At 70.2% G+C, this 26113-nt stretch carries 28 protein-coding genes; 9 read left to right on the top strand and 19 right to left on the bottom strand.

The genetic code is table 11. The features are described 5' to 3' along the window. Window positions 1-9: 9 nt before the first annotated feature. From AC1RS9_RS07245 to AC1RS9_RS07225, 5 genes are all read right to left on the bottom strand, one after another. Window positions 10-669: an MBL fold metallo-hydrolase gene (locus AC1RS9_RS07245; RefSeq protein WP_006946438.1), complete on the bottom strand. Its 660-nt coding sequence runs from the start codon at window positions 667-669 to the stop codon at window positions 10-12. Then, window positions 666-1751: an S-(hydroxymethyl)mycothiol dehydrogenase gene (locus AC1RS9_RS07240; RefSeq protein WP_006946443.1), complete on the bottom strand. Its 1086-nt coding sequence runs from the start codon at window positions 1749-1751 to the stop codon at window positions 666-668. The genes AC1RS9_RS07245 and AC1RS9_RS07240 overlap by 4 nt, the downstream gene beginning before the upstream one ends. 199 nt (window positions 1752-1950) lie before the next feature. Then, on the bottom strand, window positions 1951-2481 hold the full coding sequence (gene ispF, locus AC1RS9_RS07235; protein WP_006946445.1) for a 2-C-methyl-D-erythritol 2,4-cyclodiphosphate synthase: 531 nt from the start codon (window positions 2479-2481) through the stop codon (window positions 1951-1953). Next, window positions 2478-3206 (bottom strand): 2-C-methyl-D-erythritol 4-phosphate cytidylyltransferase, encoded by a 729-nt coding sequence (gene ispD / locus AC1RS9_RS07230; RefSeq protein WP_115297153.1) that lies wholly within the window; start codon window positions 3204-3206, stop codon window positions 2478-2480. The genes ispF and ispD overlap by 4 nt, the downstream gene beginning before the upstream one ends. Further along, on the bottom strand, window positions 3203-3685 hold the full coding sequence (locus AC1RS9_RS07225; RefSeq protein ID WP_006946459.1) for a CarD family transcriptional regulator: 483 nt from the start codon (window positions 3683-3685) through the stop codon (window positions 3203-3205). The genes ispD and AC1RS9_RS07225 overlap by 4 nt, the downstream gene beginning before the upstream one ends. A 231-nt stretch (window positions 3686-3916) precedes the next feature. Between AC1RS9_RS07225 and AC1RS9_RS07220 the strand changes: the two genes are divergently transcribed. Further along, complete coding sequence (locus AC1RS9_RS07220) at window positions 3917-4528, top strand: hypothetical protein (RefSeq protein ID WP_006946420.1); 612 nt, start codon at window positions 3917-3919, stop codon at window positions 4526-4528. A 97-nt stretch (window positions 4529-4625) separates the two neighbouring features. On the opposite strand, the gene AC1RS9_RS07215 is transcribed toward AC1RS9_RS07220, so the two are convergent. Together AC1RS9_RS07215 and AC1RS9_RS07210 are read right to left on the bottom strand one after the other, a co-directional pair. Further along, window positions 4626-5306 carry a winged helix-turn-helix domain-containing protein gene (locus AC1RS9_RS07215; protein ID WP_006946427.1) on the bottom strand — a complete coding sequence of 227 codons (681 nt, stop codon included), beginning with the start codon at window positions 5304-5306 and terminating at the stop codon, window positions 4626-4628. Beyond that, the gene (locus tag AC1RS9_RS07210) at window positions 5303-6592 is read right to left on the bottom strand and encodes a sensor histidine kinase (RefSeq protein ID WP_136788821.1); all 1290 of its coding nucleotides are present in this window, start codon (window positions 6590-6592) and stop codon (window positions 5303-5305) included. The genes AC1RS9_RS07215 and AC1RS9_RS07210 overlap by 4 nt, the downstream gene beginning before the upstream one ends. Window positions 6593-6783: 191 nt before the next feature. Here AC1RS9_RS07210 and phoU point away from each other — a divergent pair, with 191 nt between their 5' ends. Then, a complete protein-coding gene (gene phoU / locus AC1RS9_RS07205; protein ID WP_006946467.1) occupies window positions 6784-7455 on the top strand; it encodes a phosphate signaling complex protein PhoU in 672 nt (223 codons plus the stop codon). Between the two features lie 374 nt (window positions 7456-7829). On the opposite strand, the gene AC1RS9_RS07200 is transcribed toward phoU, so the two are convergent. The 3 genes from AC1RS9_RS07200 to mshA form a co-directional block, all read right to left on the bottom strand. After that, window positions 7830-8576, bottom strand: a complete 747-nt coding sequence (locus AC1RS9_RS07200) for a phosphoglyceromutase (RefSeq protein ID WP_115297010.1) — start codon at window positions 8574-8576, stop codon at window positions 7830-7832. 40 nt (window positions 8577-8616) lie between these two features. Then, window positions 8617-9183 carry a type III secretion system chaperone family protein gene (locus AC1RS9_RS07195; RefSeq protein WP_006946446.1) on the bottom strand — a complete coding sequence of 189 codons (567 nt, stop codon included), beginning with the start codon at window positions 9181-9183 and terminating at the stop codon, window positions 8617-8619. A gap of 99 nt (window positions 9184-9282) precedes the next feature. Then, window positions 9283-10716 carry a D-inositol-3-phosphate glycosyltransferase gene (gene mshA, locus AC1RS9_RS07190; RefSeq protein WP_422389154.1) on the bottom strand — a complete coding sequence of 478 codons (1434 nt, stop codon included), beginning with the start codon at window positions 10714-10716 and terminating at the stop codon, window positions 9283-9285. 26 nt (window positions 10717-10742) lie between these two features. Here mshA and AC1RS9_RS07185 point away from each other — a divergent pair, with 26 nt between their 5' ends. Further along, window positions 10743-11573, top strand: coding sequence for a hypothetical protein (locus tag AC1RS9_RS07185; protein ID WP_006946424.1), 831 nt, complete (start codon window positions 10743-10745; stop codon window positions 11571-11573). Here AC1RS9_RS07185 and manA read toward each other — a convergent pair. From manA to ygfZ, 7 genes are all read right to left on the bottom strand, one after another. Further along, a complete protein-coding gene (gene manA / locus AC1RS9_RS07180) occupies window positions 11560-12723 on the bottom strand; it encodes a mannose-6-phosphate isomerase, class I (RefSeq protein WP_006946419.1) in 1164 nt (387 codons plus the stop codon). The genes AC1RS9_RS07185 and manA overlap by 14 nt on opposite strands. A gap of 34 nt (window positions 12724-12757) precedes the next feature. Further along, complete coding sequence (locus AC1RS9_RS07175) at window positions 12758-13561, bottom strand: alpha/beta fold hydrolase (RefSeq protein WP_338811550.1); 804 nt, start codon at window positions 13559-13561, stop codon at window positions 12758-12760. Window positions 13562-13567: 6 nt separating this feature from the next. Beyond that, the gene (locus tag AC1RS9_RS07170; protein WP_006946484.1) at window positions 13568-13882 is read right to left on the bottom strand and encodes a DUF2516 family protein; all 315 of its coding nucleotides are present in this window, start codon (window positions 13880-13882) and stop codon (window positions 13568-13570) included. A 77-nt stretch (window positions 13883-13959) separates the two neighbouring features. Beyond that, complete coding sequence (gene dtd, locus AC1RS9_RS07165) at window positions 13960-14415, bottom strand: D-aminoacyl-tRNA deacylase (RefSeq protein WP_131941611.1); 456 nt, start codon at window positions 14413-14415, stop codon at window positions 13960-13962. After that, window positions 14412-15431: an asparaginase gene (locus tag AC1RS9_RS07160; RefSeq protein WP_144707563.1), complete on the bottom strand. Its 1020-nt coding sequence runs from the start codon at window positions 15429-15431 to the stop codon at window positions 14412-14414. The genes dtd and AC1RS9_RS07160 overlap by 4 nt, the downstream gene beginning before the upstream one ends. 103 nt (window positions 15432-15534) lie before the next feature. Beyond that, the gene (locus tag AC1RS9_RS07155; protein WP_492920968.1) at window positions 15535-16533 is read right to left on the bottom strand and encodes a DUF2382 domain-containing protein; all 999 of its coding nucleotides are present in this window, start codon (window positions 16531-16533) and stop codon (window positions 15535-15537) included. A gap of 396 nt (window positions 16534-16929) precedes the next feature. Beyond that, entirely contained in the window at window positions 16930-18087 is a 1158-nt protein-coding gene (ygfZ, locus tag AC1RS9_RS07150) for a CAF17-like 4Fe-4S cluster assembly/insertion protein YgfZ (RefSeq protein WP_492921016.1), read from the bottom strand. Between the two features lie 78 nt (window positions 18088-18165). On the opposite strand from ygfZ, the gene AC1RS9_RS07145 reads away from it, so the two are divergent. Both AC1RS9_RS07145 and AC1RS9_RS07140 read left to right on the top strand, forming a co-directional pair. Continuing rightward, entirely contained in the window at window positions 18166-19269 is a 1104-nt protein-coding gene (locus AC1RS9_RS07145; RefSeq protein ID WP_050786567.1) for an LCP family protein, read from the top strand. 68 nt (window positions 19270-19337) lie between these two features. Beyond that, entirely contained in the window at window positions 19338-19835 is a 498-nt protein-coding gene (locus AC1RS9_RS07140) for a heme-binding beta-barrel domain-containing protein (protein ID WP_062258494.1), read from the top strand. Window positions 19836-19967: 132 nt separating this feature from the next. Here the strand turns inward: AC1RS9_RS07140 and AC1RS9_RS07135 are convergent, their stop codons facing one another. Then, window positions 19968-20726: a hypothetical protein gene (locus tag AC1RS9_RS07135; protein ID WP_006946477.1), complete on the bottom strand. Its 759-nt coding sequence runs from the start codon at window positions 20724-20726 to the stop codon at window positions 19968-19970. Window positions 20727-20772: 46 nt separating this feature from the next. After that, window positions 20773-21063, bottom strand: a complete 291-nt coding sequence (locus AC1RS9_RS07130) for a ubiquitin family protein (RefSeq protein ID WP_006946448.1) — start codon at window positions 21061-21063, stop codon at window positions 20773-20775. Between the two features lie 62 nt (window positions 21064-21125). Between AC1RS9_RS07130 and AC1RS9_RS07125 the strand changes: the two genes are divergently transcribed. The 4 genes from AC1RS9_RS07125 to AC1RS9_RS07110 all read left to right on the top strand — a co-directional run bounded on the left by AC1RS9_RS07125 (window position 21126) and on the right by AC1RS9_RS07110 (window position 26112). Then, window positions 21126-21809, top strand: coding sequence for a response regulator transcription factor (locus AC1RS9_RS07125; protein ID WP_074040998.1), 684 nt, complete (start codon window positions 21126-21128; stop codon window positions 21807-21809). Between the two features lie 103 nt (window positions 21810-21912). Continuing rightward, window positions 21913-22833: a mycothiol synthase gene (gene mshD, locus AC1RS9_RS07120; RefSeq protein ID WP_040014911.1), complete on the top strand. Its 921-nt coding sequence runs from the start codon at window positions 21913-21915 to the stop codon at window positions 22831-22833. 10 nt (window positions 22834-22843) lie between these two features. Beyond that, complete coding sequence (locus AC1RS9_RS07115; RefSeq protein WP_115297003.1) at window positions 22844-25156, top strand: RNA degradosome polyphosphate kinase; 2313 nt, start codon at window positions 22844-22846, stop codon at window positions 25154-25156. Then, window positions 25153-26112 carry an NUDIX hydrolase gene (locus AC1RS9_RS07110; RefSeq protein ID WP_074041000.1) on the top strand — a complete coding sequence of 320 codons (960 nt, stop codon included), beginning with the start codon at window positions 25153-25155 and terminating at the stop codon, window positions 26110-26112. Before AC1RS9_RS07115 ends, AC1RS9_RS07110 begins: the two co-directional genes overlap by 4 nt. Window position 26113 lies beyond the last annotated feature (1 nt).

Here is a 26113-nt window from a genome sequence, read left to right as displayed (position 1 = left end):
CTCGGATGCTCACAGCTCGGACCCAGCTCCGATCGTGGCGCCCTCGGCCGCGATGCTCGTCGCTTCACCGTGGCCCGTCAGGACGGTGGTGTGGCCCGGCAGCGTGAACAACGACGCGCGGATCGAGGCGAGCAGCGTGTCCTCGTCCGAGTACGACCGACCGGTCGCACCGGGGCCGCCCTGGAACAACGTGTCGCCCGTGAACACGACGTCGAGCGCCTCGAGGTACAGACAACACGCGCCCGGCGCATGCCCCGGGGTGTGGATGACGCGCAGGGTGGCCCCTGCGACCCGCAGCTCGTCCCCGTCGCTCAGCGACTCGTCGGGCGCCCAGTCGTACGTCATGTCCCACAGCACGCGGTCGCCCGGGTGCAGGTGGACGGGCGCACCTGTCGCGGCGCGCACGTCGGCGGCGGCCGTGATGTGGTCATTGTGGGCGTGCGTGCACACGATGGCAACGACCTCGCGGCCCGCGACGCCGTCGAGGATGGGCGCCGCCTCGTGAGCCGGGTCGACGACGATCACCTGCTCGTCGTCGCCGATGAGCCAGACGTTGTTGTCGACGTCCCACTTACCGCCGTCGAGCTCGAAGGTGCCGGAGGTGACGACGCGTTCGATGCGCAGACCGCCGTCGGCGACGACGACTTCCGGGCCCGCGGGGGCGCTCACAGTTCCACCACCGAACGCAGCACCGAACCCTCGTGCAGCTTCTCGAACGCCGACTCGACGGCGTCGATGCCGATGCGCTCGGTGACGAAGGCGTCGAGGTCGAAGCGGCCCTGCTTGTAGAGGGCCACGAGCGCCGGGAAGTCGCGCTCGGGCAGGCAGTCGCCGTACCAGCTCGACTTGAGCGCGCCACCGCGACCGAAGATCTCGATCATCGGCAGTTCGATCTTCAGATCGGGCGTCGGCACGCCGACCATGACGACGCGGCCGGCGAGGTCACGGGCGTAGAACGCCTGCTCGTACGTCTCGGGGCGTGCGACGGCGTCGATGACGACGTCGGCGCCGAACCCGCCGGTGAGTTCGCGGATCTTCTCGACGGCGTCGACGTTCTTCGAGTTGATCGTGTGGGTCGCGCCGAACTTCTTCGCCGTCTCGAGCTTCGCGTCGTCGATGTCGACGGCGATGATGCGCGCCGCACCGGCGATCTCGGCACCGGCGATGGCCGCGCACCCCACCCCACCGCAGCCGATGACGGCGACGGACTCACCGCGTTCGACCTGGCCGGTGTTGGCGGCCGCACCGAACCCGGCCATGACGCCACAGCCGAGCAGGCCGACCGCGGCTGCGTCGGACTCCTCGACCTTCGTGCACTGGCCGGCGGCGACGAGAGTCTTGTCGATGAACGCGCCGATCCCGAGAGCGGGCGTCAGCTCCGTGCCGTCCTCGGCCAGCGTCATCTTCTGCGTCGCGTTGGCCGTGTCGAAGCAGTACCAGGGCTGACCCTTCTTGCACGCACGGCACTCGCCGCACACGGCGCGCCAGTTGAGCACGACGAAGTCGCCGACCTCGACGTTCGTCACGCCCTCGCCGATCTTCTCGACGCGCCCGGCCGCCTCGTGGCCGAGCAGGAACGGGAACTCGTCGTTGATGCCGCCGTCGCGGTACGACAGGTCGGTGTGGCAGACGCCGCACGCCTCGACGTCGACGACCACCTCACCGGGGCCGGGGTCGGGCACGACGATGTCGACGAGTTCGACCGGGGCGTTCTTGCTGCGGGCGATGACGCCCTTGACCGTCTGGGACATATCGAAAGATCTCCTCGTGTGGAAGGTGGCTCGACGGGTCGGTGCACCGCTTCGAGGTGGCCTCGGCGCATGTGCCCGACTTTGGTTCCAATGTAGTCCCCGGCGCTGACAACCCCGTCATCACAAGGGTTTCGACGCCCCGAGGCGGGGAATCAGGAAGCCGCCGTCACGGCGTGACACAGCTCGAACGGGTGACGCCTCAGGCGCGCGGCACGATGAGCGCGGTCGCGATGGCCGCGATTCCCTCGCCTCGGCCCGTCAAGCCGAGCCCGTCGCTCGTCGTGCCGCTGACCGAGACGACCGCGCCGCCGAGCGCATCCGAGAGCGCGGCCTGGGCCTCGTCGCGACGCGATCCGATCTTGGGGCGGTTTCCGACGATCTGCACGGCGACGTTGCCGATCTCGTACCCGGCCTCGCGCACGAGGCGCGCCGTCTCGGCGAGCAGCGTCACGCCGCGGGCGCCGGCGAGTTCGGGGCGGTCGACGCCGAAGTGCTGCCCCAGGTCGCCCAGCCCGGCAGCCGAGAAGAGCGCGTCGCACAGGGCGTGCGAGGCGACGTCGCCGTCCGAGTGACCTTCGATGCCACGCTCCCCCGGCCATGTCAGACCTGCGAGGGACAGCTCCCGCTCGTCGTCGGCGAGCGGGTGGATGTCGACACCGATCCCGGTGCGCGGCAACGACATCGACACCGGCGACTCAGGCCGACCGGACGATGAGACGGGGTGCGTCATGACTGACCTCTCGGGTGGGTGTCGGTGACCTCACCGGCGACGGCATCGTCCGCGGCGAGCAGGTGCTCGGCCAGCACCATGTCGAGCGGCGTCGTCACCTTGAGGGCGAGATCGTCACCGGCGACGACGACGACGTCCGCTCCTGCGAGCTCGACGAGCGCGGCGTCGTCGGTGGCGTCGGCGCCGCAGGCGTGGGCCGCGAGCAGCGCCGAGCGCCGAAAGCCCTGCGGCGTCTGGATCGCGCGCAAGGCGGCGCGTGCGGGAGTCGAGGCGACGACCGTCTGTGCCTCCCGCGCCTCGACGAGCTTGATCGTGTCGACGACGGCGACGCCCGGCACGACCGCGTCAGCGCCGTCGTCGAGGGCCGCCAGCACCCGAGCCACGAGCGACGGCGGCGCGAGGCACCGCGCTGCGTCGTGGACGAGAACGGCGTCGCACGACGCATCGAGCGCGGCAAGGCCCGCCCGCACCGAGTCGCTGCGCTCCGCGCCGCCGCCGACGCGCGTGACGAGGGTGGGGTCGAACTCGGCGAGAGCCTCGTCGAAGTCGCTCTCGTGCGTCGCCGGAGTGACGACGACGACGTGCGACACGCCGCCCCCCGCGAGGATGCGGCGGACGGCGTGCGTCACGAGGGGAGCCCCCCTCAGGGTCACGAGCGCCTTGGGTCGGCCCGCCTTGAGACGGGTGCCGAGCCCGGCGGCGACGACGACGGCTCCGGCGTTCAGGACGCGAGGACCTCGTCGAGCGTGGCTTCGGCCTTGTCCTCGTTCGTGTGCTCGGCGAGCGCCAGCTCGGAGACGAGGATCTGGCGGGCCTTGGCGAGCATGCGCTTCTCGCCGGCGGACAGGCCGCGATCCTGGTCGCGGCGCCACAGGTCGCGCACGACCTCGGCGACCTTGATGACGTCACCGGAGGCAAGCTTCTCGAGATTTGCCTTGTACCGGCGCGACCAGTTGGTCGGCTCCTCGGTGTGCTCGGCGCGCAGCACCTCGAACACCTTCTCGAGGCCGGCCTTGTCGACCACGTCACGCACGCCGACGAGGTCGCAGTTCTCTGCAGGGACTTCGATGGTCAGGTCGCCCTGAGCCACGTTGAGCACGAGGTACTGCTTGTCCTCGCCCTTGATCTTGCGCACCTTGATCTCTTCGATCGTGGCGGCTCCATGGTGCGGGTAAACGACGGTCTCGCCGACTTTGAATTCCATGTGGTAATAGCCCCTTTCGCGACCCCAAGAATACCACGCAGCCGCGCCATTCCGGGCAAAACGACGGCGTCTCCAACCTCGCCACCGGTCCATAGCACACCCCGATGAGGCCCCCTCGCAGGTGCGTGCGGTGCGCGACACGCGGCGAACGGCGAAAAAGTTGTGTGTCGATTCGGTCACCTCTGCACCCGGTGCGCGCATGCGCGCGGCGGTGGCGATACTCTTGGGCACGTGACGCGACGAATCATGAACCCCCAGCGCCGCCGCGCAGGCGTGCTTCTTGCCGCCGTGACGCTCGGCGCCACCCTGACCGGCTGCGGCCAGGTCATCAACCCGTACACGACGGAGCTGCAGTACGACCCCGCTGACGGTGTCTCTGCCACGGTGGGCGACCTCAAGGCCGTCAACCTGCTCATCGTCAACGACGACAAGACGCACAAGGGTGCTCTCGAGGGCCTCGTCTACAACAAGGCGAACGAAGATCGTCAACTGACGCTCTCCGTCGCGGGCACCGACACGCAGGTCACCGTTCCCGCAGGCCAGAGCGTGCGCCTCGACGGCAAGGCGAACGGCAACGGCTCCGCCAAGGTCAGCCCCGTCGAGGTCGCCTCGATCGGCGACTCGAAGCCGGGCGACCAGATCGACATGACGCTCAAGGCCACGCCCGGCGGCTCGACGCAGGTCGCCGTCCCGGTCGTGCTCGACCAGTACCCGTACGGCTCAGCCTCGGTCGAGCACGCCGAGGACGTCGAGCCGAAGGAGGGCCACGACGTCGGCATCAGCGAATCGACCCCCGCCCCCACGGGCGAGGAGGAGAAGGGCACATCCGTCACGAGCCACTAGTGTTCGCGTCCCACGCCTGACGAAGGCCGGCATCCTGCGCGGGATGCCGGCCTTCGTCGTGCGCCGGGGGTGCGGGTGGTACGCAGGGTCCTCCGCGTCAGGCCTCGAGCTTGTAGCCGAGCCCACGCACCGTCAGGATGTGCTGTGGCAAGCCGGGGTCGGGTTCGATCTTGGCGCGCAGGCGCTTGATGTGGACGTCGAGGGTCTTGGTGTCACCGACGTAGTCGCTGCCCCAGACGCGGTCGATGAGCTGCATGCGAGTGAGGACGCGCCCCTCGTTGCGCATGAGCATCTCGAGCAGTTCGAACTCCTTGAGCGGCATCGCGACGCCCTTGCCCCCCACAGTGACGACGTGACGTTCGACGTCCATCGCCACACGCCCGACGACGAGCTCGTCGCTCTCGCCCGCCTCCGCCTCGCCGCGGCGGCGCAGAACGGCCTTGATGCGCGCGAGCAACTCGCGCCCGGAGTACGGCTTCGTCACGTAGTCGTCGGCGCCCATCTCGAGGCCGACGACCTTGTCGATCTCGCTGTCCTTCGCCGTCAGCATGATGATGGGCACGCTCGAGCGGCTGCGCAGCTCGCGGCACACGTCGACGCCCGACATGCCGGGCAGCATGACGTCGAGCAGGACGAGGTCCGCGCCGCCGCGCTCGAAGGTGTCGATGCCCTCTGGTCCGGTGGCTGCGACGAAGGCCTCGTAGCCCTCCTTCTTCAGCATGTACGCGAGCGGTTCCGAGTAGGACTCCTCGTCCTCCACGATGAGAATGCGGGTCACTGGACTTCCTTCGTCGGGGCGCCGCTCGTCGCGAGCACCGGGCGGGCTGAGCGGGTGAGGGGCGCGTCGGGGTCGGCGAGGTGGTGCTCGCGCTCGGCGCTCCAGCAGGGGAACTGCATCTCGAACGTCGAACCTACGCCCGGTTCGCTCCAGACGCGGATGCGGCCACCGTGGTTGGCGCACACGTGCTTGACGATGGCGAGCCCGAGCCCGGTTCCGCCGGTCTGACGGGAGCGTGCGGGGTCGACACGGTAGAAGCGTTCGAAGATGCGCTCCACGTCGGCCGCGGACAATCCGATCCCCTGGTCGGTGACCTGCACGGCCACATCGTCGTCGTCGGTCGTGACGACCACGGAGATCCGCGTGTCCGCCGGCGAGTAGTTGACGGCGTTGCTCACGAGGTTGCGGATGGCCGTCGCCAGCAGGTTCTCGTCGCCGAGGACGACGTGCGATTCTTCGTCGGCGCGCAGCAGCACCTCGATGTTGCGGCTCTCGGCGAGCAGCCGTGTCTCCTCCGTCGCGCGGACGGCGCACTCGCCGAGGTCGACGGGCTTGGCCGCGGCGACGGTGTCGGCGCCCTGCAGGCGCGACAGGTCGACGATCTCCTGCACGAGGTTCGCGAGGCGCACCGTCTCCGTCTTCATGCGGCCGGCGAAGCGCGCGACGGCCTCCGCGTCGTCCGCGGCGTCCTCGACGGCCTCGGCGAGCAACCGCAGCCCGCCGACGGGCGTCTTCAGCTCGTGCGAGACGTTGACGACGAAGTCGCGGCGCGTCTCCTCGATGCGACGCGCCTGCGTCCTGTCCTCGACGAGCACGACGACGAGGTCGTCGTTGAGGGGGGTGACGCGGACGCCGAGGTCGACGCGGGCGTCGTCGATCGGGCCGCGCGGCAGGTCGAGGTCGCCTTCGACGGTGCGGCGTTCGCGACGTGCGAGGCGCACGACCTGCTTCATCTCCTCGTGCCGCAGGTCGACGTCGCGCACGAGTCCGAGGGCAGAGGCGTCCTCGCTCGAGGCGACGACGCGGTCAGAACGGTCGACCAGGAGCCAACCCGAGCGCAGCAGACGCAGCAGGCGCGCGGCGTCCTGCGACAGCATGCGAGGCACGAGGTCGGTCGTCGACGCGGCAGGGGTGTCGATCAGGCTCGGCGCGGCCACGGCTGTCGCCGCGCCCCTCGTCTCCCCTTGCGGCGGTCGTTCGGGACGCCGACCGAGCGCGTATCCCCCGCCCAGGGCCAACGGGGCGGCGACGGCTGCACCGGCGGCGAGGGCGAGGAGGTCTGACACAGGGCAAGGGTACGCACACCATGACCGCGGGCGGCGCCCTGAGCGCGGGCGCCTCGCACATGTCGCCGGATGTTCACCTTCGCGCTTGTCTTCGTTCATGAGGTCATGGAAACGTCTGCTGGGAACCACCACAGGGTGGTCATCCGCCATGCCTGCACGCGCTCCACGGAGCCAGCCTGAGGAGGACGCGAATGCGCGACGCATTCCACGAGGATCTCGACAAGATCTCCGACCAGCTCGTCACGATGACGACGATGGTGGCCACCGCTCTCGAGCGCGCCACCACCGCCCTGCTCGAGGGCGATCGCACCGTCGCCGAGAGCGTCATCGCCGCCGACGACGACATCGACACGCTGCGCCGGGAGATCGACGACCTCGCCGTCGACCTGCTCGCTCGCCAGCAGCCCGTCGCAACCGACCTGCGCATGGTCGTCACGGCGATGCACATGAGCTCCGACATCGAGCGCATGGGCGACCTCGCCCGTCACATCGCGAAGGTCGCCCGCATGGCGGCCCCGAACCTCGCCATCCCCGACGACATGCGCCCGATCATCGCCGAGATGGCGGCCGTCGGTCAGCGTCTCGTCAAGGCGACCGGTGATGCGATCTCGTCCAAGAACGTCTACGCGGCCGTCGAGATCGGCCGTATCGACGACGCGATGGACGAGCTGCACAAGAAGGTCTTCACGACGCTGCTCGACAACTGGCAGCATGGCATGGAGGCCGGCGTCAACGCGACGCTGCTGTCGCGCTACTACGAGCGCTTCGGTGACCACGCCGTTGCCGTCGCCGACCGCATCGTGTACCTCGTGACGGGTCGCTACGGCAACCCGGACGAGGGCCTCTCGCGCGACGCGCGCTGAGGATCAAGCTCGTCGTCGCGGGGCTGGGGCCCGAGCTTGCGAGGCCAGCCAGCTCCAGCGTCGGCGAGCGTTGACGAAGCGCGCAAGAGGAAACGCGCACTGAGGATCAAGCTCGTCGCCGCGGGGCTGGGGCCCGAGCTTGCGAGGCCAGCCAGCTCCAGCGTCGGCGAGCGTTGACGAAGCGCGCAAGAGAAACCGCGCGCTGAGGATCAAGCTCGTCGTCGCGGGGCTGGGGTCCGAGCTTGCGAGGCCAGCCAGCTCCAGCGTCGGCGAGCGTTGACGAAGCGCGCAAAACAAAACGCGCGCGCTGGGCACCAGATCTGATGAAGCCCGCCACACCGATCGGTGTGGCGGGCTTCATCAGATGCGGGTGCTTACTTCTTGCCCTGATTGGCGACGGCGGCAGCGGCTGCGGCGGCGGCTTCGGGGTCGAGGTAGCGTCCACCCTTGGTGACGGGCTCGAAGTTGTCGTCGATTTCGTAGACGAGGGGCATGCCGGTGGGGATGTTGACGCCGACGATGTCGTCGTCACTGATGCCGTCGAGGTGCTTGACGACGGCGCGCAGCGAGTTGCCGTGCGCGGCGAGCAGCACCGTCTTGCCGTCCTGCAGGTCGGGGACGACCTCGTCGTGCCAGTAGGGCAGGAAGCGCTCGATGACGTCCTTGAGGCATTCCGTCAGCGGCGCGTCGTCACCGAGGTCGGCGTAGCGCGGGTCGGCGTCCTGGCTCCACTCGCTGCCTTTCTCGATGGGCGGCGGGGGCGTGTCGAAAGAGCGGCGCCACGTCATGAACTGCTCTTCGCCGTACGTGGCGAGCGTCTCGGCCTTGTTCTTGCCCTGGAGGGCGCCGTAGTGCCGCTCGTTGAGGCGCCAGCTGCGCTTGACCGGGATCCAGTGACGGTCGGCTGCGTCGAGTGCGAGGTTGGCCGTCATGATGGCGCGGCGCAGCAGCGACGTGTGGACGACGTCGGGCAGGATGCCGTTCTCGACGAGCAGTTCACCGCCGTGCGTGGCCTCGGCCCTGCCCTTGTCGGTGAGGGGCACGTCGACCCACCCGGTGAACAGGTTCTTGGCGTTCCAGTCGGACTCTCCGTGACGGAGCAGGATCAGCGTGTGCGTCATGCCTCCAGCCTATCGCCGACGCCCGTGTGAGGGTGGGGCGTCACAGCTCGGTGGTCGGATCTTTCGCCGTTGCCTCATCGTCCGCCTTCGCCTCGTCGTCGCGGCCGTTCTCGAGGAGGTGGCGGAAGGCGTCGAGGTTGCGCGTCGACTCGTCATGCGTGACGCGCCAGTGCCATTCTTTCTTCATCGACGACAGGAAGCCACGCGCGAGGACGTCGTTGAAGATGCCGTCGCTCGCCTCGAGCATCGCGCCGAGCAGGACGTCGAGGCCCGCCGTGTCGAGCCCCGCCAGCGGCAGTCGGCCGGTGAGGTAGACGTCGCCGGAGGAGTCGATGCCGTACGCGACGCCCGGCAGGCGCAGGTTGCGCTGCAGGAGCAGCCGGTAGACGTCCTCGTGGTTCTCGTCGGGGTTGCGCACGACGAACGCCATCGCCTTGAGCGTGCGATCCCCGACGACGAGCGAGACGACCGTCTTGAGCTTCTTCTCCCCCGGCAGCGTGACGACGAACTCGCGCTCGCGCGCCCCGAGATCCCATTCGAGGCCGGATGCCTCCAACCATTCGCGCACGAGGGTGGTGGCGGCTTCGACCAGGTCAGCGTCAGACATGACACCAACCTACGCGGCCGTCGCCGCTCGCGGCATCACCCGGTCAGGCCTTCGCACCGTCAGACCGTCGCACGCTCAGACCGTCAGACCGTCAGACCGTCACGGCACGATGGCGCTGGGTACCCCGGCGAGCGCACGGGAGGCGTCGATGTCGGAGCTCGTCTCCCGCCGGCACGCGTCCTCATAGACGGCGAGGAGCTTGTCGACGCTCGCGTCCCAGCTGTGGTGCTGAGCGTGGCGGGCGGCGCGGCGGCCCAGTTCATCGATGCGTGGCGGGTCGTCGAGCAATGCGGCGAGCTCCTGCGCCCACGTAGCCGGGTCGTGGCCGTCGACGAGGACGCCGCCGTCTCCGACGGCCGTCGGCAGCCCACCGACCGCCGCGGCCACGACGGGCGTGCCGGAGGCGGACGCCTCGATCGCGACGAGCCCGAACGACTCGCTGTGCGACGGCACCGCGACGACATCCGTCGCATGGAACCAGGTGACGAGTTCGCGCCGCGAGACGGGCGGCACGAAGTCGACGACGTCCTTGACGCCCAGCTCGCGCGCGAGCGCCTGCAGCGCGAGGGGCTTGTCGAGGCCTGAGCCCGACGGCCCGCCGACGATGACGAGTCGCAGCTTCTCGCGGCGCCACGGGGCGTCCTCGATCATGCGAGCGACGGCGCGCACGAGGACGTCGGGCGCCTTGAGCGGCTGGATGCGGCCGACGAAGAGGACGACGTCAGCGTCCTCCTCGAAGCCGAGTTCCGCTCGCGCAGCATGACGTTCGGCGACGATGTCGTCGCCCGCGCTGAACACGTCGAGGTCGACGCCGGGGGTGACGACGGTGACCCTCGCCGGGTCGGCTCCGTAGAGGTCGATGAGTTCTCGGGCCTCGCCGGGGGTGTTGGCGACGAGCGTCGTGGCCGCGTCGACGACCTGCTCCTCACCGATCTCGCGCCCCGCCGGCTCGGGAGTGTCACCCGCGGCGAGCTGACTGTTCTTGACCCGCGCCATCGTGTGCATCGTGTGGATGAGAGGCACCCGCCACCGGTCGGCCGCGAGCCACCCGACCTGGCCCGAGAGCCAGTAGTGGGAATGCACGAGGTCGTAGTACCCCTCCGGCTTCGACGCGCCGACCCGCATCATGCCGGCCGCGAACGCGCACAGCTGGCCCGGCAGATCGTCCTTGCCGAGCCCCTCGTACGGCCCGGCGGCGATGTGGTGGACGGTCACGCCGGGCGCCAGTTCGACCTGCTCACCCACGGACGCGCTCGTGCGCCGCGTGAAGATGTCGACGGCGACGCCGCGTTGCGCGAGCCGCTTCGCCGTCTCGACGACGTAGACGTTGAGGCCGCCCGCGTCACCCGTCCCCGGCTGCGACAGCGGTGAGGTGTGGACGCTCACCATGGCGACGTGCTTGACCTCGCGCTCTGGAGCCTCACCGGACGCCGAGGTGGCCGGACTCGTTCCTTCGCGCCCGTCCGACGGTGCGGCGGGGGCGCTCGGTGGCCACGCGCGGGCAGCGGCATCGTTCACGTCGGGTTCGTCCACGCCATCGGCAACGGTAGATTCGCCACGTGCATTCCCGACCCGTCGGCGCCGTCACCCGCGGCACGACCAACGCCAACCGGCTGCGCCGTCAGGACCGGTGGCTGGCGGGGCCGCAGGCCTGGCGGCTGCGCCGCTCGGAGGGCTCGCCCGTCGTCGTCGATCTCGGGTACGGGGCCTCCCCCATCACCGCCGTCGAACTGCACACGCGACTGCGCGCGGTGCGCCGTGACGTGCGCACCGTCGGCATCGAGATCGAACCGAGCCGCGTCGAGATGGGCCGCCGACTGATCGCGCGCACGCCGCTCGAGGGGTTGAGCTTCGCCCGTGGCGGTTTCGAGGTGCCGCTACCGGGCGGCGAGCGCCCTGTCATCGTGCGGGCCGCGAACGTGCTGCGTCAGTACGACGAGAGCGAGGTGGCCGGCGCCTGGGCGCACGTGCTCGAGCGGTTGGCGCCGGGCGGGCTGCTGCTCGACGGCACGTGTGACGAGCTGGGGCGCCGTTCGACGTGGGTGGCGCTCGAGGCGAGCGGGCCCGTCAGCCTCACGCTCTCCTACCGCCTCACAGGCCTCGCCGACCCCGCGGACATCGCCCCGAGGCTCGTCAAGGCCCTCATCCACCGCAACGTGCCCGGCGAGCGCATCCATGACTTTCTCGCTGCACTGTCGCACCACTGGACGCTCAGTGCGCCGCTGGCGCCGCACGGGGCTCGTCAGCGGTTCATCGCGACGGCCCGCGCGATGCGGGCGTCGGGCTGGCCGCTGCTCGACGACGTCCACCGCTGGCGCCTCGGCGAGATCACCGTCGCCTGGGCAGCCGTGGCACCCGCGGACGACGGCGCCCGCATCACTCGTCGTTGAGCGTCGCGACGAACAACCTCGCGCCCCGCTCACCGGTGACGCGCGCCGGTGGGTCGCCCGCCGGCCACCACGCGCACTCCAGGGGCCCGAGCACCAGACGCTCGTCGGCGCACTCGACGCTGACGGGCGCATCGAGCGCGAGCAGGAGACCGGGCGCGCCGTGGGCGGGCACGTCAAGGGGCTCACTCTGAGGTCGAAGCTCCCACAGCGCGAAGTGCGGCACCTCGGAGTGGTATCGCGCCATCCCGGGCTGCGGACGCCGGGGTTCGTCCGCCGTCACGGGCGTCGACACGTCGACGATGGCGAGCAGTTCGGCGACGTCGACCTTCTTCGGCGTCAACCCGCCGCGGACGACGTTGTCCGAGTTCGCGAGGATCTCGACGCTCGTGCCGCGGACGAAGGAATGCAGGACGCCAGCGCCGATGAAGTAGCTGCGCCCGGGCGTCATGAGGTGGTGCTGCATCGTGAGCAGGACGACGACGCCGATGTCGCCCGGAAACTGCTCGTGCACGGTGAGGACCGTGCGCAGGGCGCGCGCCTCGGCGTCGTCCTCGATCGTCTTGACGACGCTCTCGAGCGCCGCGACGACCTCCTGCACGAACGGGCCCTGACGCTCCGTCTCGAGCGTGAGGATCATGCTGAGCAGCGCGTGCTCGGGACGCTCGGTGCCGCGCGCGGCGTCGATCATCGCCTCGAGGCTCACGAGGCCGAGCGCGCGGAGGCGCTCCTGCACCTGCGCGAAGGGCAACGAGCCGGCGAACGCCTCGCTCTCGACGAGGGGGATCCACGCCTCGGGCTTCGGCCACGCATCGGAGTAGGTGCCCTCCGGCGCCGACGCCGCGCGGCTCGCGTCCGGGTGCGCCTGGATCGACAGGGCCTTGTCGGCCGCGAGGATCTTGAGCAGGAACGGCAGACGGTCGCCGAAACGCTCACGCGAGCGGGCACCGAGATGGTGGGCGTGGTCGCTCGCAATGTGCTCGTCGAGGCCGCAGCGACGTCCCCCCTGATCGAACGTGCCCGGCCCCGCTTCGTGAGCCCCCACCCACAGCTCGGCCTCGGGTTCCTCGCTCGGCGCGCGCCCGGCGAGGCTTGCCAACGCCTCACGCGAACCCCACGCGTAATCCTTGATGAACGGCTCGAACTTCAGCACGGCGCCCCCTCCCCCACTGCACCCATGACGGGCGTCATCGTATGTCGTCGGCGGGGTCGTCGAAGAACTCCCCCACGACCTTCCGCACCCGCGCGCGGTGCCCCCACAGCAGCCCGTGCTCGTCGAAGACCTCGAGACGCGCGTTCGGCAGATGTTGTGCGAGACGCTCGGCCGAGCTCACCGGGTGCACCTCGTCGCCGCGCTGGGCGAGGATGAGCACGGGCAGCTCGAGGCCGCGCAGCGCCTCGACGTCGGCGACCGGGACGGCGTGTGGCATGTCGCGCAACGCCTCGGCCATGCCGGGGCGCAGGAACACCTCGGTCTGCTGATCGACCCAGGCCTGCGCCGCGTCACTTCCACGCGCCGACGCCGGCAGCTCGCGCTCCAGCTGGGCACGGATCGTGGCGGCGTCGCCGTCACGCGAGGCCTGCGCCATCGCCTCGTAGCGCACGAGGCCCGCGCTGTTGCGCGGCGAGTCGACGACGGCGGGGATCACGAGGACGACCCGCTCGAAGCGTCGTGGGTCGCGCAGCAGGACGCGCAGGATCGAACCGGCACCCATCGAAACACCCAGCGCCCGCGTCGCCGCGACATGGTCGCTGACGGCCAGGAGTTCGTCGGCGGTGTGGTCGTAGTCCCACCCGTCGAACGCCGGCGCCGAGCGGCCGTGCGAACGGAAGTGGAAGAAGACGCGCGTGCCCGAGACGCCCGAGGCGTACGGACGCGTCGAGGGGATGGAGGCGCCCATGCCGTGCGCGAACACCGTCACCGGCTCCCCGCGACCGGAGCGCACCACCTCGAGCGGGCCGCTCGGGCCGTCGACGAACTCAGCAGCCACCGCGGATCACCAGGGGCCGTACGGGCCGTTGGAATTCGGCTTGTTCGGTCGGACGATGGGTCGGACGTCGGCGAGGAACACCCCGGCGGCGACGATGCCGATGATGCCCGGCAGGCTGACGGGCCGCAGCAGCGAGATGAAACCGAGCAGGACGGCGACCGCCGTGATCGCCAACCAGGCGGGCTTCGAGAGCTTGCCGTGCACCTGATACATGATCGCCGAACCGCGCGCGGCCTCGATGAGCGCGAAGATCTCGACGCCGAGCACGATGACGCCCAGCGCCACCATCGCGTACGCCTGGATCTGAGAGATGACCTCCATGCCTCCAGCCTAGGCGAGAGGTCCGACAACCCGCGCCGGACGGGGCGTTCTCGAGGTGGCGGCCGGGGACGTCGCCCTCATACGTCGACGACGACGGTGAACGGCCCGTCGTTGACGAGGCTCACACGCATGTCAGCGCCGAAGCGGCCCGTCGCCACGCGCAACCCCTCGCCGCGCAGCGCCGCCACGACGGCGTCGACGAGCGGTTCCGCGACCTCACCCGGCGCAGCCGCTCCCCACGACGGGCGCCGACCCTTGCGCGTGTCGCCGTACACCGTGAACTGGCTGACGACGAGCAGGCGGGTGCACGCCTCACCTGTCTCGAGGTCGCCGGCGTGCAGGTCGCTGACGCTGACCTCCCCGGGCATGATGCGCAACCCGGCGATCTTGCGCGCCATCGCCGCGACCTGGGCGCCGCCGTCGTCATGGGTGGCGCCGAGCAGGACGACGAGACCCGGCGCGTCGAGTCGGCCGACGACCTCGCCCGCGACGCTGACGCTCCCCTCGAGCGCTCGCTGCAGGACGGCCCTCATCGGTGCGCCGCGGCGAGCGAACCCGTCGTCGGCTCCGGCAGCACGGCCGTGACAGCGCCCACGGGCTCACCGTGGCCGAGGATCGGTGCCGACGCGAGATCGTCCAGCACCGGCGCGTCCACCCCCATCGCCCGCAGGATCGCCGCAGCCACGACGGGGCGCGCGCGCTGGGAGCCGTCGGCGATCTTGACGCTGACGCCGCGTCCGTCGGCGAGGCCGATCGCGTAGACGGCCTCCGCCCCGTCCTTCGCGATGAGGCCATCGACGCCCTCGACGAGTTTCGTGACGTCGCGGCGTGTGCCCCCGAGGTAGCGCGGCGCGGCGCGCATCGCGTCGGCCACCCGCGCCTCTGCGTTGCCGGGCGCCGCCGCGGCAAGTCGCCCGAAGGCACGCGCCAGCCCGTCCATGCTCAGCGTCATGACGGGAGCACCACAACCGTCCACGCCAGTCGCCTCGACGGTGTCGTCGGCGATCTGCTCGAGCGTGGTGGCCATGAGTCGCTGCAGCGGGTGGTCGACGTCGCGGTAGGTCGTCGTGTCCCAGCCGTTGACGACGCACGTCGCGAGCATGCCGGCGTGCTTGCCGGAGCAGTTCTGGGCCAGCGACTCGGGCTCGCGGCCCTCACGCAGCCACTGGCGACGATCGACGTCGTCGTACGGCAGGTCGGGGGTGTTCTGCAGGTCCTCGACGCTCAGGCCGTGCCGTTCGAGGATGCTGCGCACCCCCTCGAGGTGGAAGCGCTCACCCGAGTGGCTCGAGCACACGAGCGCGAGCAGCTGCGGCGGCAGATCGAGGCCGGCACGCACCATCGCGAGCGCCTGCAACGGTTTGTTCGACGAGCGAGGGTAGATGACGACGTCCGGCTCGCCCCACGCGGCCTGAACGGCCCCCTTGGCAGTGGTGACGCACGCGAGCGCACGGTGGACGGACTCGACGAAACCCGAGCGGTCGACGCGGGCCATGACCGGCGCCCCGGCGAGCATCGCGGTGATCTGATCAGCGGTGGGCGAACTCATGCTCCGACCTTACGGGCTGGCGCGGACATGACGAAGGCCCGTCACTCCCCCAGGGAGCGGCGGGCCTTCGTCTGCGACTAGCCGAGGCTAGATGCGGTCAACCTCAGTGGTTGTCCTTGACGTCGCGAACCTTGTCCTTGGCCTTGTCGGCGAAGGAGCGGTCGTCACCGTCGCGGACGCCGTCGGTGCCACGCACATCGTCGGTGCCACGCGTGCCCTCGACGCCGTTCTCGACGCGGACCTCTTCGTGACCGACCTCCGCCTGGACGCGCTGCGTCTCCTGGACCTGGTCGACGTCGAGGCCGACGCGCTCGGTGGCGACGGTCTCCTTGTCGACGACCGGGCGCTCCTCGTGCAGCGTCACCGTCTGCGTCTCCTCGCCGAGCTGGACATTGCCGTCGACGCGCTCGTTGACGGGCTCACGGGTCACGTGAACCTCTTCGCGGGTGACGGGGACCTCGACCTGCTGCTGCTCGGTGACGACGTACTTGCGCAGGCGAGCCTTGCCGGCCTCACGACGCTCCTTGGCGACGTTGAGGCGCTCCTCGTGAAGAACGACGCCGTTCTCGTCGCGCTCGAGGTTGCGCTCGTCACGCTCGACGCGACGCTCGTCGTGCTCTTCCTTGCGGAACTCGTGGTCGGCGCGAGCCTCGTCGACGCGACCCTCCACACGGTCCTTGGCGTCGTGGTCGTGGTGACCGGCGGCGTCACCGGCGGTTCCGGCCGTGCCGGCGGCAGCGGCGTCGCGGCCGTCGAAGTCACGACGGTCACCGTCGCGCGTCGTGCCACCGTTCGACAGGCCGTAGTAGCGGTAGAGCGCCTCTTCCTGCTCGACGTCGAGGTGCTTGTCAGCGTCCTGACGCGGGGCGTCCTTGATCTTGGCCTTCGTGTAGGGGAGGTGCAGGTCCTCACCCTCCACGCGGGCGCCCTCGAGCGGGACGAAGGACTCGGAGGTACCGAACAGGCCCGTGTTGACCGTGACCCAGGCGGGCTGGCTCGTCTGGTCGTCCAGGTAGACCTCGCCGACCGAACCGATCTTGTCGCCGTCGCTGTCGTAGGCCTTGCCGGATCGGGTGGCCAGAACGTCGTCAACGGAAAGCATTTTCGTTCTCCTTCGTGATGGCGGATGCACGCCGATCCGACCGGATTCGCATCCGTCCAGGTCGCCGTGCGGCTTGGCATCAGCCGATCATTTTTCCTGGCCGCTGTCACCACCCCCGGCCGCGAAAGGGGTCTGGACAGGATGCAACCTGGGGGTCTCCTCCGCGTCACCCGCCCCTCGGATCTCACCCGTGGGAGTGGACCCCGACACGCTTCAGGGCCGTTTTGCGGCCTCATAGGGGTGACAGCTCCACCCCTATGGCCAATACAGACAACCGCTACCCATCGGTTTTGTGACATGACTCACATTTTTTGCATCCCGTCCCGGTAGACTCATCTGAGACCCTCCACGGTCAGGACCCCTTGACCCCGCCCCGAGCATCACGGCCGCGAACACTCAGGGCGCGACGATGACGGTCTGCGCGGCGGCCACCCCGCCGATCAGCAGCGGCGCGTCAGCTGGGGTTGAACGCTTGAGCACGACGAGGCCGATCGGCCCGTCGATGTGGTGACGCGCCACTGACGTCAGCCGACCCGCAGCACGGGGGGCTCCGGGCACCATGACCTCGGCGCCGACCTCGGGCAGCGTGTGGTCGCTGCCGTCGAGATGGACGAACGCCAACCGCCGCGGCGGGCGACCCAGGTTGTGGACGCGGGCGACGGTCTCCTGCCCCCGGTAGCACCCCTTCTGCAGATGCACGGCGCTGCGCAGCCAGTCGAGCTCGTGCGGAATGGTCCGGTGGTCGACCTCGAGCAGCCCGTCGGGTCGCCAGGCCGCGACGCGCAGCGCCTCCGCGGCCCACAGGCCCGCCGGCTGAGCCTTGGCGAAGACCGCCTCGAACCGCTCGCGCGGCACGATGAGTTCGCGCCACCGACGCTCCGAACCAGGGTGCTGCGCGCTCGGACCGTACGCCGCGCTCATGGGGCCGAGCGCCGGCCACGGGTCACGCCAGGCGATGACGCCGGTCTCCCGCACCTGCTCGGGGGTCGACTCCTCGTCGTTCACCTCACCGATGACTGCGTGTTCGTCGGAGACGTCTGCCACCTCGACGCGCAGCATGAACTGCATGCGTCGCAGCCAAGCGGCCAATTCGGCACTGCGCCCGGGATCGGTCGTCAGCCACGTCGCCTCGCCGTCGTCGACGACGTGCAGGGCGAACTCGACGTGCCCGTGCGGGCTGAGCACGAGCGTCTCCGTCGAGGTGAACGGCGCCAGGTCGGCGAGGTGCTGCGTCGTCATCGAGTGCAGCCAGGAGAGGCGGTCGGGGCCGGCGACCCGCACGACGCCGCGGGCCGACAGGTCGACGTGAGCCCGGCCCTGCTCGAGCGCGCGCTGCTCGGCGAGCGGGTTGCCGTAGTGGGCGGGCACCGACGCCCAGAAGCCGTCGGCCGCCACGGCGCCGGGCAGGTCGAGGGACGGCGAGCGGTCGCCCGCGTGGGCCGCCTCATGCTGCGACGCGGGGGCGTTCGTCGTCGCGCCGGCATGGGCGGCGTCGACGGTGTCCGGATTCGTGGCCCGGTCCGCGTCCGAGACCTCAGGGGGCAGGGGCTGCATATCACTCACCGCACCACCGTACGCGCGGGTCCGCGCGGCTCCCAGGTGAGCCTCGGTCGGCCCACCTATGCTGGGGCCATGTCAGACGAGACCTCGATGCCGCACGCCGACGACGCGCCCGGCACCCCGGGCCCTTCGCCCCACGACGGCACGAGCGCGACGGGCGAGACGAGCGACGGTGCCAGCTCCCGCGCGACGAAGGCCCCCGGCCGGCGACGGAGGCGTAGCAAGCTGCGTGTCCTGCTCTACACGCTGCTCGCGCTGCTGCTCATCGTCGCCCTCGTCATCGGCGGGTTCTTCCTGTACCTCAAGTACGTGTTCGACTCGAACGTCTCGCGCGAGAAGCTCCTGCCGAGCTCGAACGTGACGCGAGACGCCGCGGCCGGGGACGCCCAGAACATCCTGTTGCTCGGCTCGGACAGCCGTAACACGAGCCTGCGTGACGGAAGCCGTTCCGACGTCATCCAGCTCGTCCACATCAGCAACGACCGCAAGCAGGTCTCCGTCGTGCACTTCCCGCGCGACTACTACGTCGACATCCCGGGCCACGGCAAGAACAAGATCAACGCCGCCTACGCGTACGGCGGCCCGACCCTGCTCATCCAGACGATCGAGAAGGCGACGAACGTCCACATCGATCACGTCGCGCAGATCGGGTTCAAGGGCTTCGAGAAGCTCACCGACGACATGGGCGGCGTCGACATCTACGTGCCGCAGGCCTTCGACGAGAAGGGATACGGCAGCTGGTCCAAGGGCATGAACCACATGAACGGCACCCAGGCCCGCCACTACGTCCAGGAGCGTCACCAGCTCAAGAACGGCGACATCGACCGTGGCAAGAACCAGCAGGCCTGGATTCTCGCCATGTTCAAGAAGGCCAAGACCCAGGGCGTCCTGACCAACCCGGTGACCATCACCAAGCTCGTCGGCGACATCTCCGACAACCTGGCCGTCGACGACGGATTCACCTCTGGGTACATGACGAGCCTCGCCTACAGCCTGCGCGACCTCGACACGCAGAACATCACCTTCTACACGGCGCCGTACACCGGTTTCGGCAACGAGGGCGCCGCAGGATCGGTCGACTACGTCGATGAGGCAGGCCTCGAGAAGCTGAGCGACGGCCTGCGCAAGGACGACATGTCCGGCGTCCCGAACGGGCGCGTGGGCGCTGCGAGCTGAGGCCCAGGACGCGGAAAGCCCCTGCGCGCGGCTCGATCGAGAGGCACGTCACCGGATAGCCTGGTGCCGTGCCTTTCGAACTTGATGTCAACATGCCCATCGAACTCGCCCCCCTCGCCTGGCTCGTCGGCCGCTGGGAGGGCGCCGGTGTCATCGGCTACCCCGGCATGGAGTCGGCCAACTTCGGCCAGGAACTCGTCGTCAGCCACGACGAGCGCCCCTTCCTCGAGTGGCACTCGCGCATGTGGAAGCTCGACGAGCAGGGCAACAAGACGGACACCATCGACACGGAGTTCGGCTACTGGCGCCCGCTGGAGAACAACGAGGTCGAGTTCATGGTGACGCACCCGAGCGGCATCGTGGAGATGTACTACGGCAACACCTCCCCCGCGAAGATCGAACTGCGCACCGACGGCGTCATCCGCTCGCCGCAGGCGCCCGAGTACACGGCCGGCGCGCGCATGCTCGGCTACGTCAACTCCAACCTCATGTGGGCCTACGACGCGGCGCTCAACGGCAAACCGCTGCAGAGCTACGCCTCGGCCGAGCTCAAGCGCGTCGACTGACGTTCTGCGCTCCTGCCTGACGCGCCGGTGGGCGCCGCCTCCCTCACCGGGTGCGGCGCCCATCGGCGTCCGTGGTGGTTCGAGCGGCAATCGTGCCGACGACCTGGTGCGGACAACCGGGCTTGCGGGCGCTCAGACGAGACGCGCCACCGCGACGGGCACGAGGCCACAGACGAGGACGCACGCACACCCCGCGGCGAGCTGCGCCCGCGTGTGGGCGGACGTCGCAAGCGTCACCGTCGTACGCAGGCACGCCCACGACAACAGGCCCGCCGCGCCACCAGCCAGGGCGGCCGACGCGACCGATGCGCCCGCGATGACGGCGCCGCACCCGGCGATCGCGCCGAGCACGCACTGCGCCGCACCCAGTTCGAGGCGCCGTGACGTCGCCCCCGCCACGCCGTCGAGGACGCTGCCGACGAGCGTCGCGAGGCCTGTGGCGAGCATGAGGTGGCGCGTCTGGGACGAGTCGGCGGCGTCGATGAAGTAGGCGCCTGCCCCGAGCACGCCGAGGCCGAGCGCCGTGCCGGCGAGCGTCATGACGAGGCGCGGACGCCCGTCCTGGCGCAGCAGTTGGTGCAGGAAGCTCGCGATGAGACCGACACACAGGACGGCACCGGCCCACCGCGTGCGGTCTCCGACATCGCTGGCGAGCATCGTGACGGCCAGGGCGGCGGCGGTGCCCACGAGCACCGACGAGGTACCGCGCGGGCTCGGCAGATCGACGAGGCGTGGCCACCCACAAGCGAGCCCACACCCGAGTACCACGAAGACGAGCGCGATCAGCGTCACCGGCGCGAAGGACGCCGCGCAGATCGCGGCGGACGCAACAGCTCCGGCGCACGCGCCGGAGGCGCGCATCGACGGCGTCGGTGGTTTGGCGGAGGTCACGCGCCCATCCTCGCATCCCGCGCGCCGGTGCTCATCCCCTGACGGCTCATCCCCCGACGAACGGGGGCAGCACCTCGACGACGTCTGACGGCTCGAACGAGGCGTCATCGGCGAGGCGACGGCCGCCGTGCAGCAGGCTGCAGCGTGCGAGCACGGCCTCGATGTCGGGGTGGGCCCGCATGATGAGCGCGCGTACGTCGCGGCCGGTGAGCTCGGGGTTCTGGCGCGCCTCACCCACCGCGAGCGGCAGGTTCTCCTCGTCGCACCCGGCGGCCTGCGCCGCACCCGCCCAGTAGCGCACCCGCACATTCGGGCGAGCGTCTACGTCTGTCGTCATCCGATGTTCCATCCTTCGACCATGCTCCGGCAGCCTCTCCACGCTAACCGTAGTCTTGACGCGTGGCGCACCTCCTGCTTCTGACGACGGCTCGCGGCGCGAGCGTCGAGGTGCTTCCTACTCTGGGGCTGCTGAGCCACCGGGTGCGCGTGAGCACGCCCGACCCGGAGCGGCTCGCCGCTCCGCTCGACGCCGACGTCGTCATCGTCGACGCGCGCACCGACCTCGTCGCGATGCGCGGCGTCACCCGCATGGTCGAGGCCGCGTGGCCGGGTACGCCCGTCCTCGCCATCTTCACCGAGGGCGGCCTCGTCGCACTGACCCCCGAGTGGTTGATCAGCGACGTGGTCCTCGATGTCGCGGGCCCCGCCGAGGTCGACGCCCGCATCCGTCTGGCTCTGGCCCGCGCCGGTTCGCAGCCCGACGAGGCGAACACGCAGATCACCGCCGGCGACCTCGTCATCGACGAGGAGTCGTACTCGGCGCGGGTGCGTGGGCGGTCGCTCGACCTCACCTACAAGGAGTTCGAGCTGCTCAAGCACCTCGCGCAGCACCCGGGGCGGGTCTTCACCCGCGCGCAGCTGCTGCAAGAGGTCTGGGGCTACGACTACTACGGCGGCACGCGTACCGTCGACGTCCACGTGCGACGGTTGCGGGCCAAGCTCGGAGCCGAGCACGAGACGTCGATCGGCACGGTCCGCAACGTCGGGTACCGCTTCGTCGATGGTGGCGTGAACGGCGCGTGACGCTTCCGTGCGGGCCGACGCGAGCAGCGCTCCCGGCGCGATCTTGGCTTCTGCATCTCCCGTCGTTCCGCGGTTGTCACCCGTGCGCGCTAGCGTGAACGCCATGAAGATCGACGCACAGAACCTCGACGTCCACCCGGCCCGCCCCGACGAGGTCGACGCCGTGCTGGCGCTCGCGCGCTCCGCGGCGAAGAGCGACGGTGTGGCTGCCCTCAACGAGGAGTCGCTGTTCGCGCTGGAGCGCCTCGCGCCACCGGCCCGCGTCCTCGTCGCCTCCCGGGAGGGCTCACCGGTCGGCGTGCTCGTCGACGCGCAGTCAGATGCAAGCGGATGCGATCTCGTGACGGCGCCCGACGCCCGCCGCGCGGGTGTCGCACGGGCTCTGCTCGTGGCCCTGGACGAGTCCAGGAGCGATACTGCGACGCCCGTACGCCTTTGGGCCCACGGCGATCTGCCCGCTGCCCAGGCGTTCGCTGCGAGCCTCGGTGCGCGCAAGGCGCGCGAGCTGTGGCGCATGACGCGTCCGCTCACCGCCGACGAGACGTTCGACGTCGCACTCCCCGCGGGTCTGGTCGCGCGCGGTTACGACGGCAGCGAGCGCGAGGCGCAGGCCTGGGTCGATCTCAACGCGCGCGCCTTCGCGCATCACCCCGAACAGGGGCGTATGACGCTCGCCGACTTCCGCGAGCGCGAGGCGCAGGAGTGGTTCGACCCGGCGGGTCTGATCCTCGTGTGGGACGAGGCGAGCGGAGAGCTCGTCGCCTCGCACTGGACGAAGCACGAGCCGGGCGACGAGGCCGGCGAGGTGTACGTCGTCGCGGTCGCACCCGAGTGGCAAGGACGAGGCATCGCCGGGCCGCTCACTGCCCTCGGCCTGGCTCACCTGCGTGACGCGGGGGCGAGCAGCGTCGAGCTCTACGTCGAGGGCGACAACGAACCGGCCAAGGCCACCTACACGCGGCGTGGGTTCGTCCGTGCTGCTCACGACGTGATGTACGTCCACACGCCTGCCCGGGCGATGTGAAGATAGAGCCATGAGCACTGCGCCCAAGACCGCCGCCTCCAAGGAACCGCAGGATGCGGGCCGCGCCGACGACTCGCCGCCCGAGACTACTCCCTCGTCTCCGTCGACGGCCGTCGCCCGGTTCAAGCCACGCGCGGCCTCTCGTCCACGCAACGTCGCGCGCTCGGCGGCCACGACGGAGAAGGCGAAGTCGACGAAGACCGCCTCTGCTGACGAGCCGGAGCTGCCCGCAGACCGTTTCCTCGACCGCGAGATGTCGTGGCTGCAGTTCAACGAGCGTGTCCTGCAGCTGTCGACCGACCCGAACGTGCCGCTGCTCGAGCGCGCCCGCTTCCTGTCGATCTTCTCGTCGAACCTCGACGAGTTCTTCATGGTGCGTGTGGCGGGCCTCAAGCGCCGCATCGCCGCCGGCCTCGCGGTGCGCTCGGCGTCCGGTCTCGAACCGCGCGAGCTGCTCGACGACCTGACGCGCGCCTCGCACGACCTCATGGATCTGCACGCCGGCATCTTCCAGCGCCAGGTCCGCCCGGCCCTGGAGGATGAGGGCATCCGCCTGCTCAAGCTCTCGCAGCTGACGGACGCGGACCGTGACTACCTGGGCACCTACTTCGAGGCGCAGGTCTACCCCGTCCTCACCCCGCTGGCCGTCGACCCGGCGCATCCTTTCCCGTACATCTCGGGCCTGTCGGTCAACCTCGCGGTGCTGCTCATCGACCCCAAGACGGGCCGCGAGCACTTCGCTCGCGTGAAGGTGCCGCCGTTGCTGCCACGCATGGTCAAGCTGCCGACGGGCGAAGGCGAGGACCCGCTGTACGACGCGCGCTTCGTCACCCTCGAGGACGTCATCGCCGAGCATCTCGACGTGCTGTTCCCCGGCATGGAGGTGCACGAGCAATTCACCTTCCGCGTCACGCGCAACGAGGATCTCGAGGTCGAGGAGGACGACGCCGAGAACCTGCTCACCGCCCTCGAGAAGGAGCTGACGCGACGCCGTTTCGGCGCGGCGGTGCGTCTCGAGGTCGCCGACGACATGGACGATCACGTCCTCGACCTGCTGACGCGTGAGCTGGGCGTCAGCGACGACGAGGTCTTCCGCCTGCCCGAGCCGCTCGACCTGCGCGGCCTCGGTGACATCGCCGATCTCGACCGCAGCGAGCTGCAGTGGCCACGGTTCATGCCGAAGACCCACCCGCTGCTCGCGCCGGTCGAGCGCTCCGAGGCCCCCGACGTCCTCGGCGCGATGCGTTCGAGCGACATCCTGCTGCACCACCCCTACGACTCGTTCTCGACGTCGGTGCAGGCGTTCGTCGAGCAGGCCGCAGCCGACCCAGACGTGCTCGCCATCAAGCAGACGCTGTACCGCACGAGCGGCAACTCGCCGATCATCTCGGCACTCATCGACGCAGCGCAGGCCGGCAAGCAGGTGCTCGCCGTCGTCGAGATCAAGGCGCGCTTCGACGAGGAGAACAACATCACGTGGGCGCGCAAGCTCGAGCGCGCGGGCGTGCACGTCGTCTACGGCATGGTCGGGCTCAAGACGCATGCGAAGCTGTGCCTCGTCGTGCGGCATGAGGGCGACGGCATCCGCCGCTACTGCCACGTCGGCACCGGCAACTACAACCCCAAGACGGCTCGTCTCTACGAGGACCTCGGGCTGCTCACGACTGACCCCGATGTGGGCGAGGACCTGGGCCGGCTGTTCAACCAGCTGTCGGGCATGGCGCCGCGCGCCAAGTTCAAGCGCCTTCTCGTGGCGCCGCGTTCGGTGCGTTCCGGCTTGATCGAGCAGATCGACCGGTGCATCGAGGCGGCCAGGGCCGGCAAGGCCTCGAGCGTGTCATTCAAGGTCAACTCTATCGTCGACGAGCAGATCATCGACGCCTGCTACCGCGCCTCGCAGGCCGGGGTGAAGGTCAACGTTCTCGTGCGCGGCATCTCCGCGCTGCGTCCGGGCGTACCCGGACTGAGCGAGAACATCGAGGTGCGCTCGATCCTCGGGCGCTTCCTCGAGCACAGCCGTGTGTTCGTCTTCGACGTCGAGGGCCAGGAGCCGATCGCCTACATCGGCAGCGCCGACATGATGCACCGCAACCTCGACCGCCGCGTCGAAGCGCTCGTGCGGCTTACGGACGAGCGCCAGGTCGCGACGGTCGTCGACCTCGTCGCCACCGGCATGAGCCCGCAGACCTCGTCGTGGCGTCTCGACGCCGAGGGCCGCTGGATCCGGGAGAACCTCACGCCCGACGGCGCGCCGAAGAACGACTACCAGGCCGATCTGATCGAGGCGTACTCGAAGCGTCGTCGCAAGGCCCGCCGGCGGTGACGCGCGGCAGGAACCCCGAGCTGGTGCCTGCTGCCGGGGCGCTCGTGTGGCGCCGCCGCCGCAGCCGCATCGAGGTGGCGCTCGTTCATCGTTCGCGCTATGACGACTGGTCGTGGCCGAAGGGCAAGCTCGACCCCGATGAGACGTTCGCTCAGGCCGCTGCGCGTGAGGTGCTCGAGGAGACGGGGCTGCAGGTGCGTCTCGGCATCCCCCTGCCCGAGCTCGTCTACGGCCTCGACAACGGCGCGACGAAGCTCGTCCGGTACTGGGCCGCCCAGGTCGTCGGCGGCAGCGGAGTGCTCGAGCACGAGGTCGACGAGGTGCGCTGGCTCGACGTCGAGACGGCTCGACGAACGCTCACCTACGCACGCGACCGCATCCCCCTCGACGCCCTGCTCGAAGCCGAGCGTGACGGCCGCCTCGAGACGTGGCCGCTGCTGCTCGTGCGTCACGCCCACGCCCAGGCGCGCGCCGCGTATCGGGGTGACGACGACGCCCGCCGCCCGCTGAGCGAGCGCGGCCGCGCACGGGCCGCTGCGCTCGTCCCCGTCCTCGGGGCGTGGGCTCCTGAGCGCGTCGTGTCGTCGTCGTCGACGCGGTGCGTGCAGACGGTCAAGCCGTTCACGTCCGCGAGCGGGACGCGGTTGCAGACGAGGAGCGCGCTGTCGGAGGAGACCTTCGCCGCTCGTCCTGAGAAGGCCGCCCGCCAGTTGACGCGCGCCCTCGAGCGCGCCGATGCGACGGCGTTGTGCACTCACCGCCCCCTCATCCCCGATCTCGTGGCGGGGTTGTCCGCACTCGCGTCGACCGGGTCGGCGACGCGTCGCTGCCTCGACCACATCAAGGCGCACGGGATGGACAAGGGCGAGGTGCTCGTCTGCCAGGTCCTCGGTGGCGGCCAGGAGGCGCGGATCGTCTCGGTGGAGCGGTTGCGCACCCCACCCCGGGAACGCTGAG

This window comes from Dermacoccus sp. MPR-E5 (genome assembly GCF_058809565.1).
Note: the sequence above shows the minus strand (reverse complement) of the source record. Positions and strands in the feature narration are given on the sequence as shown.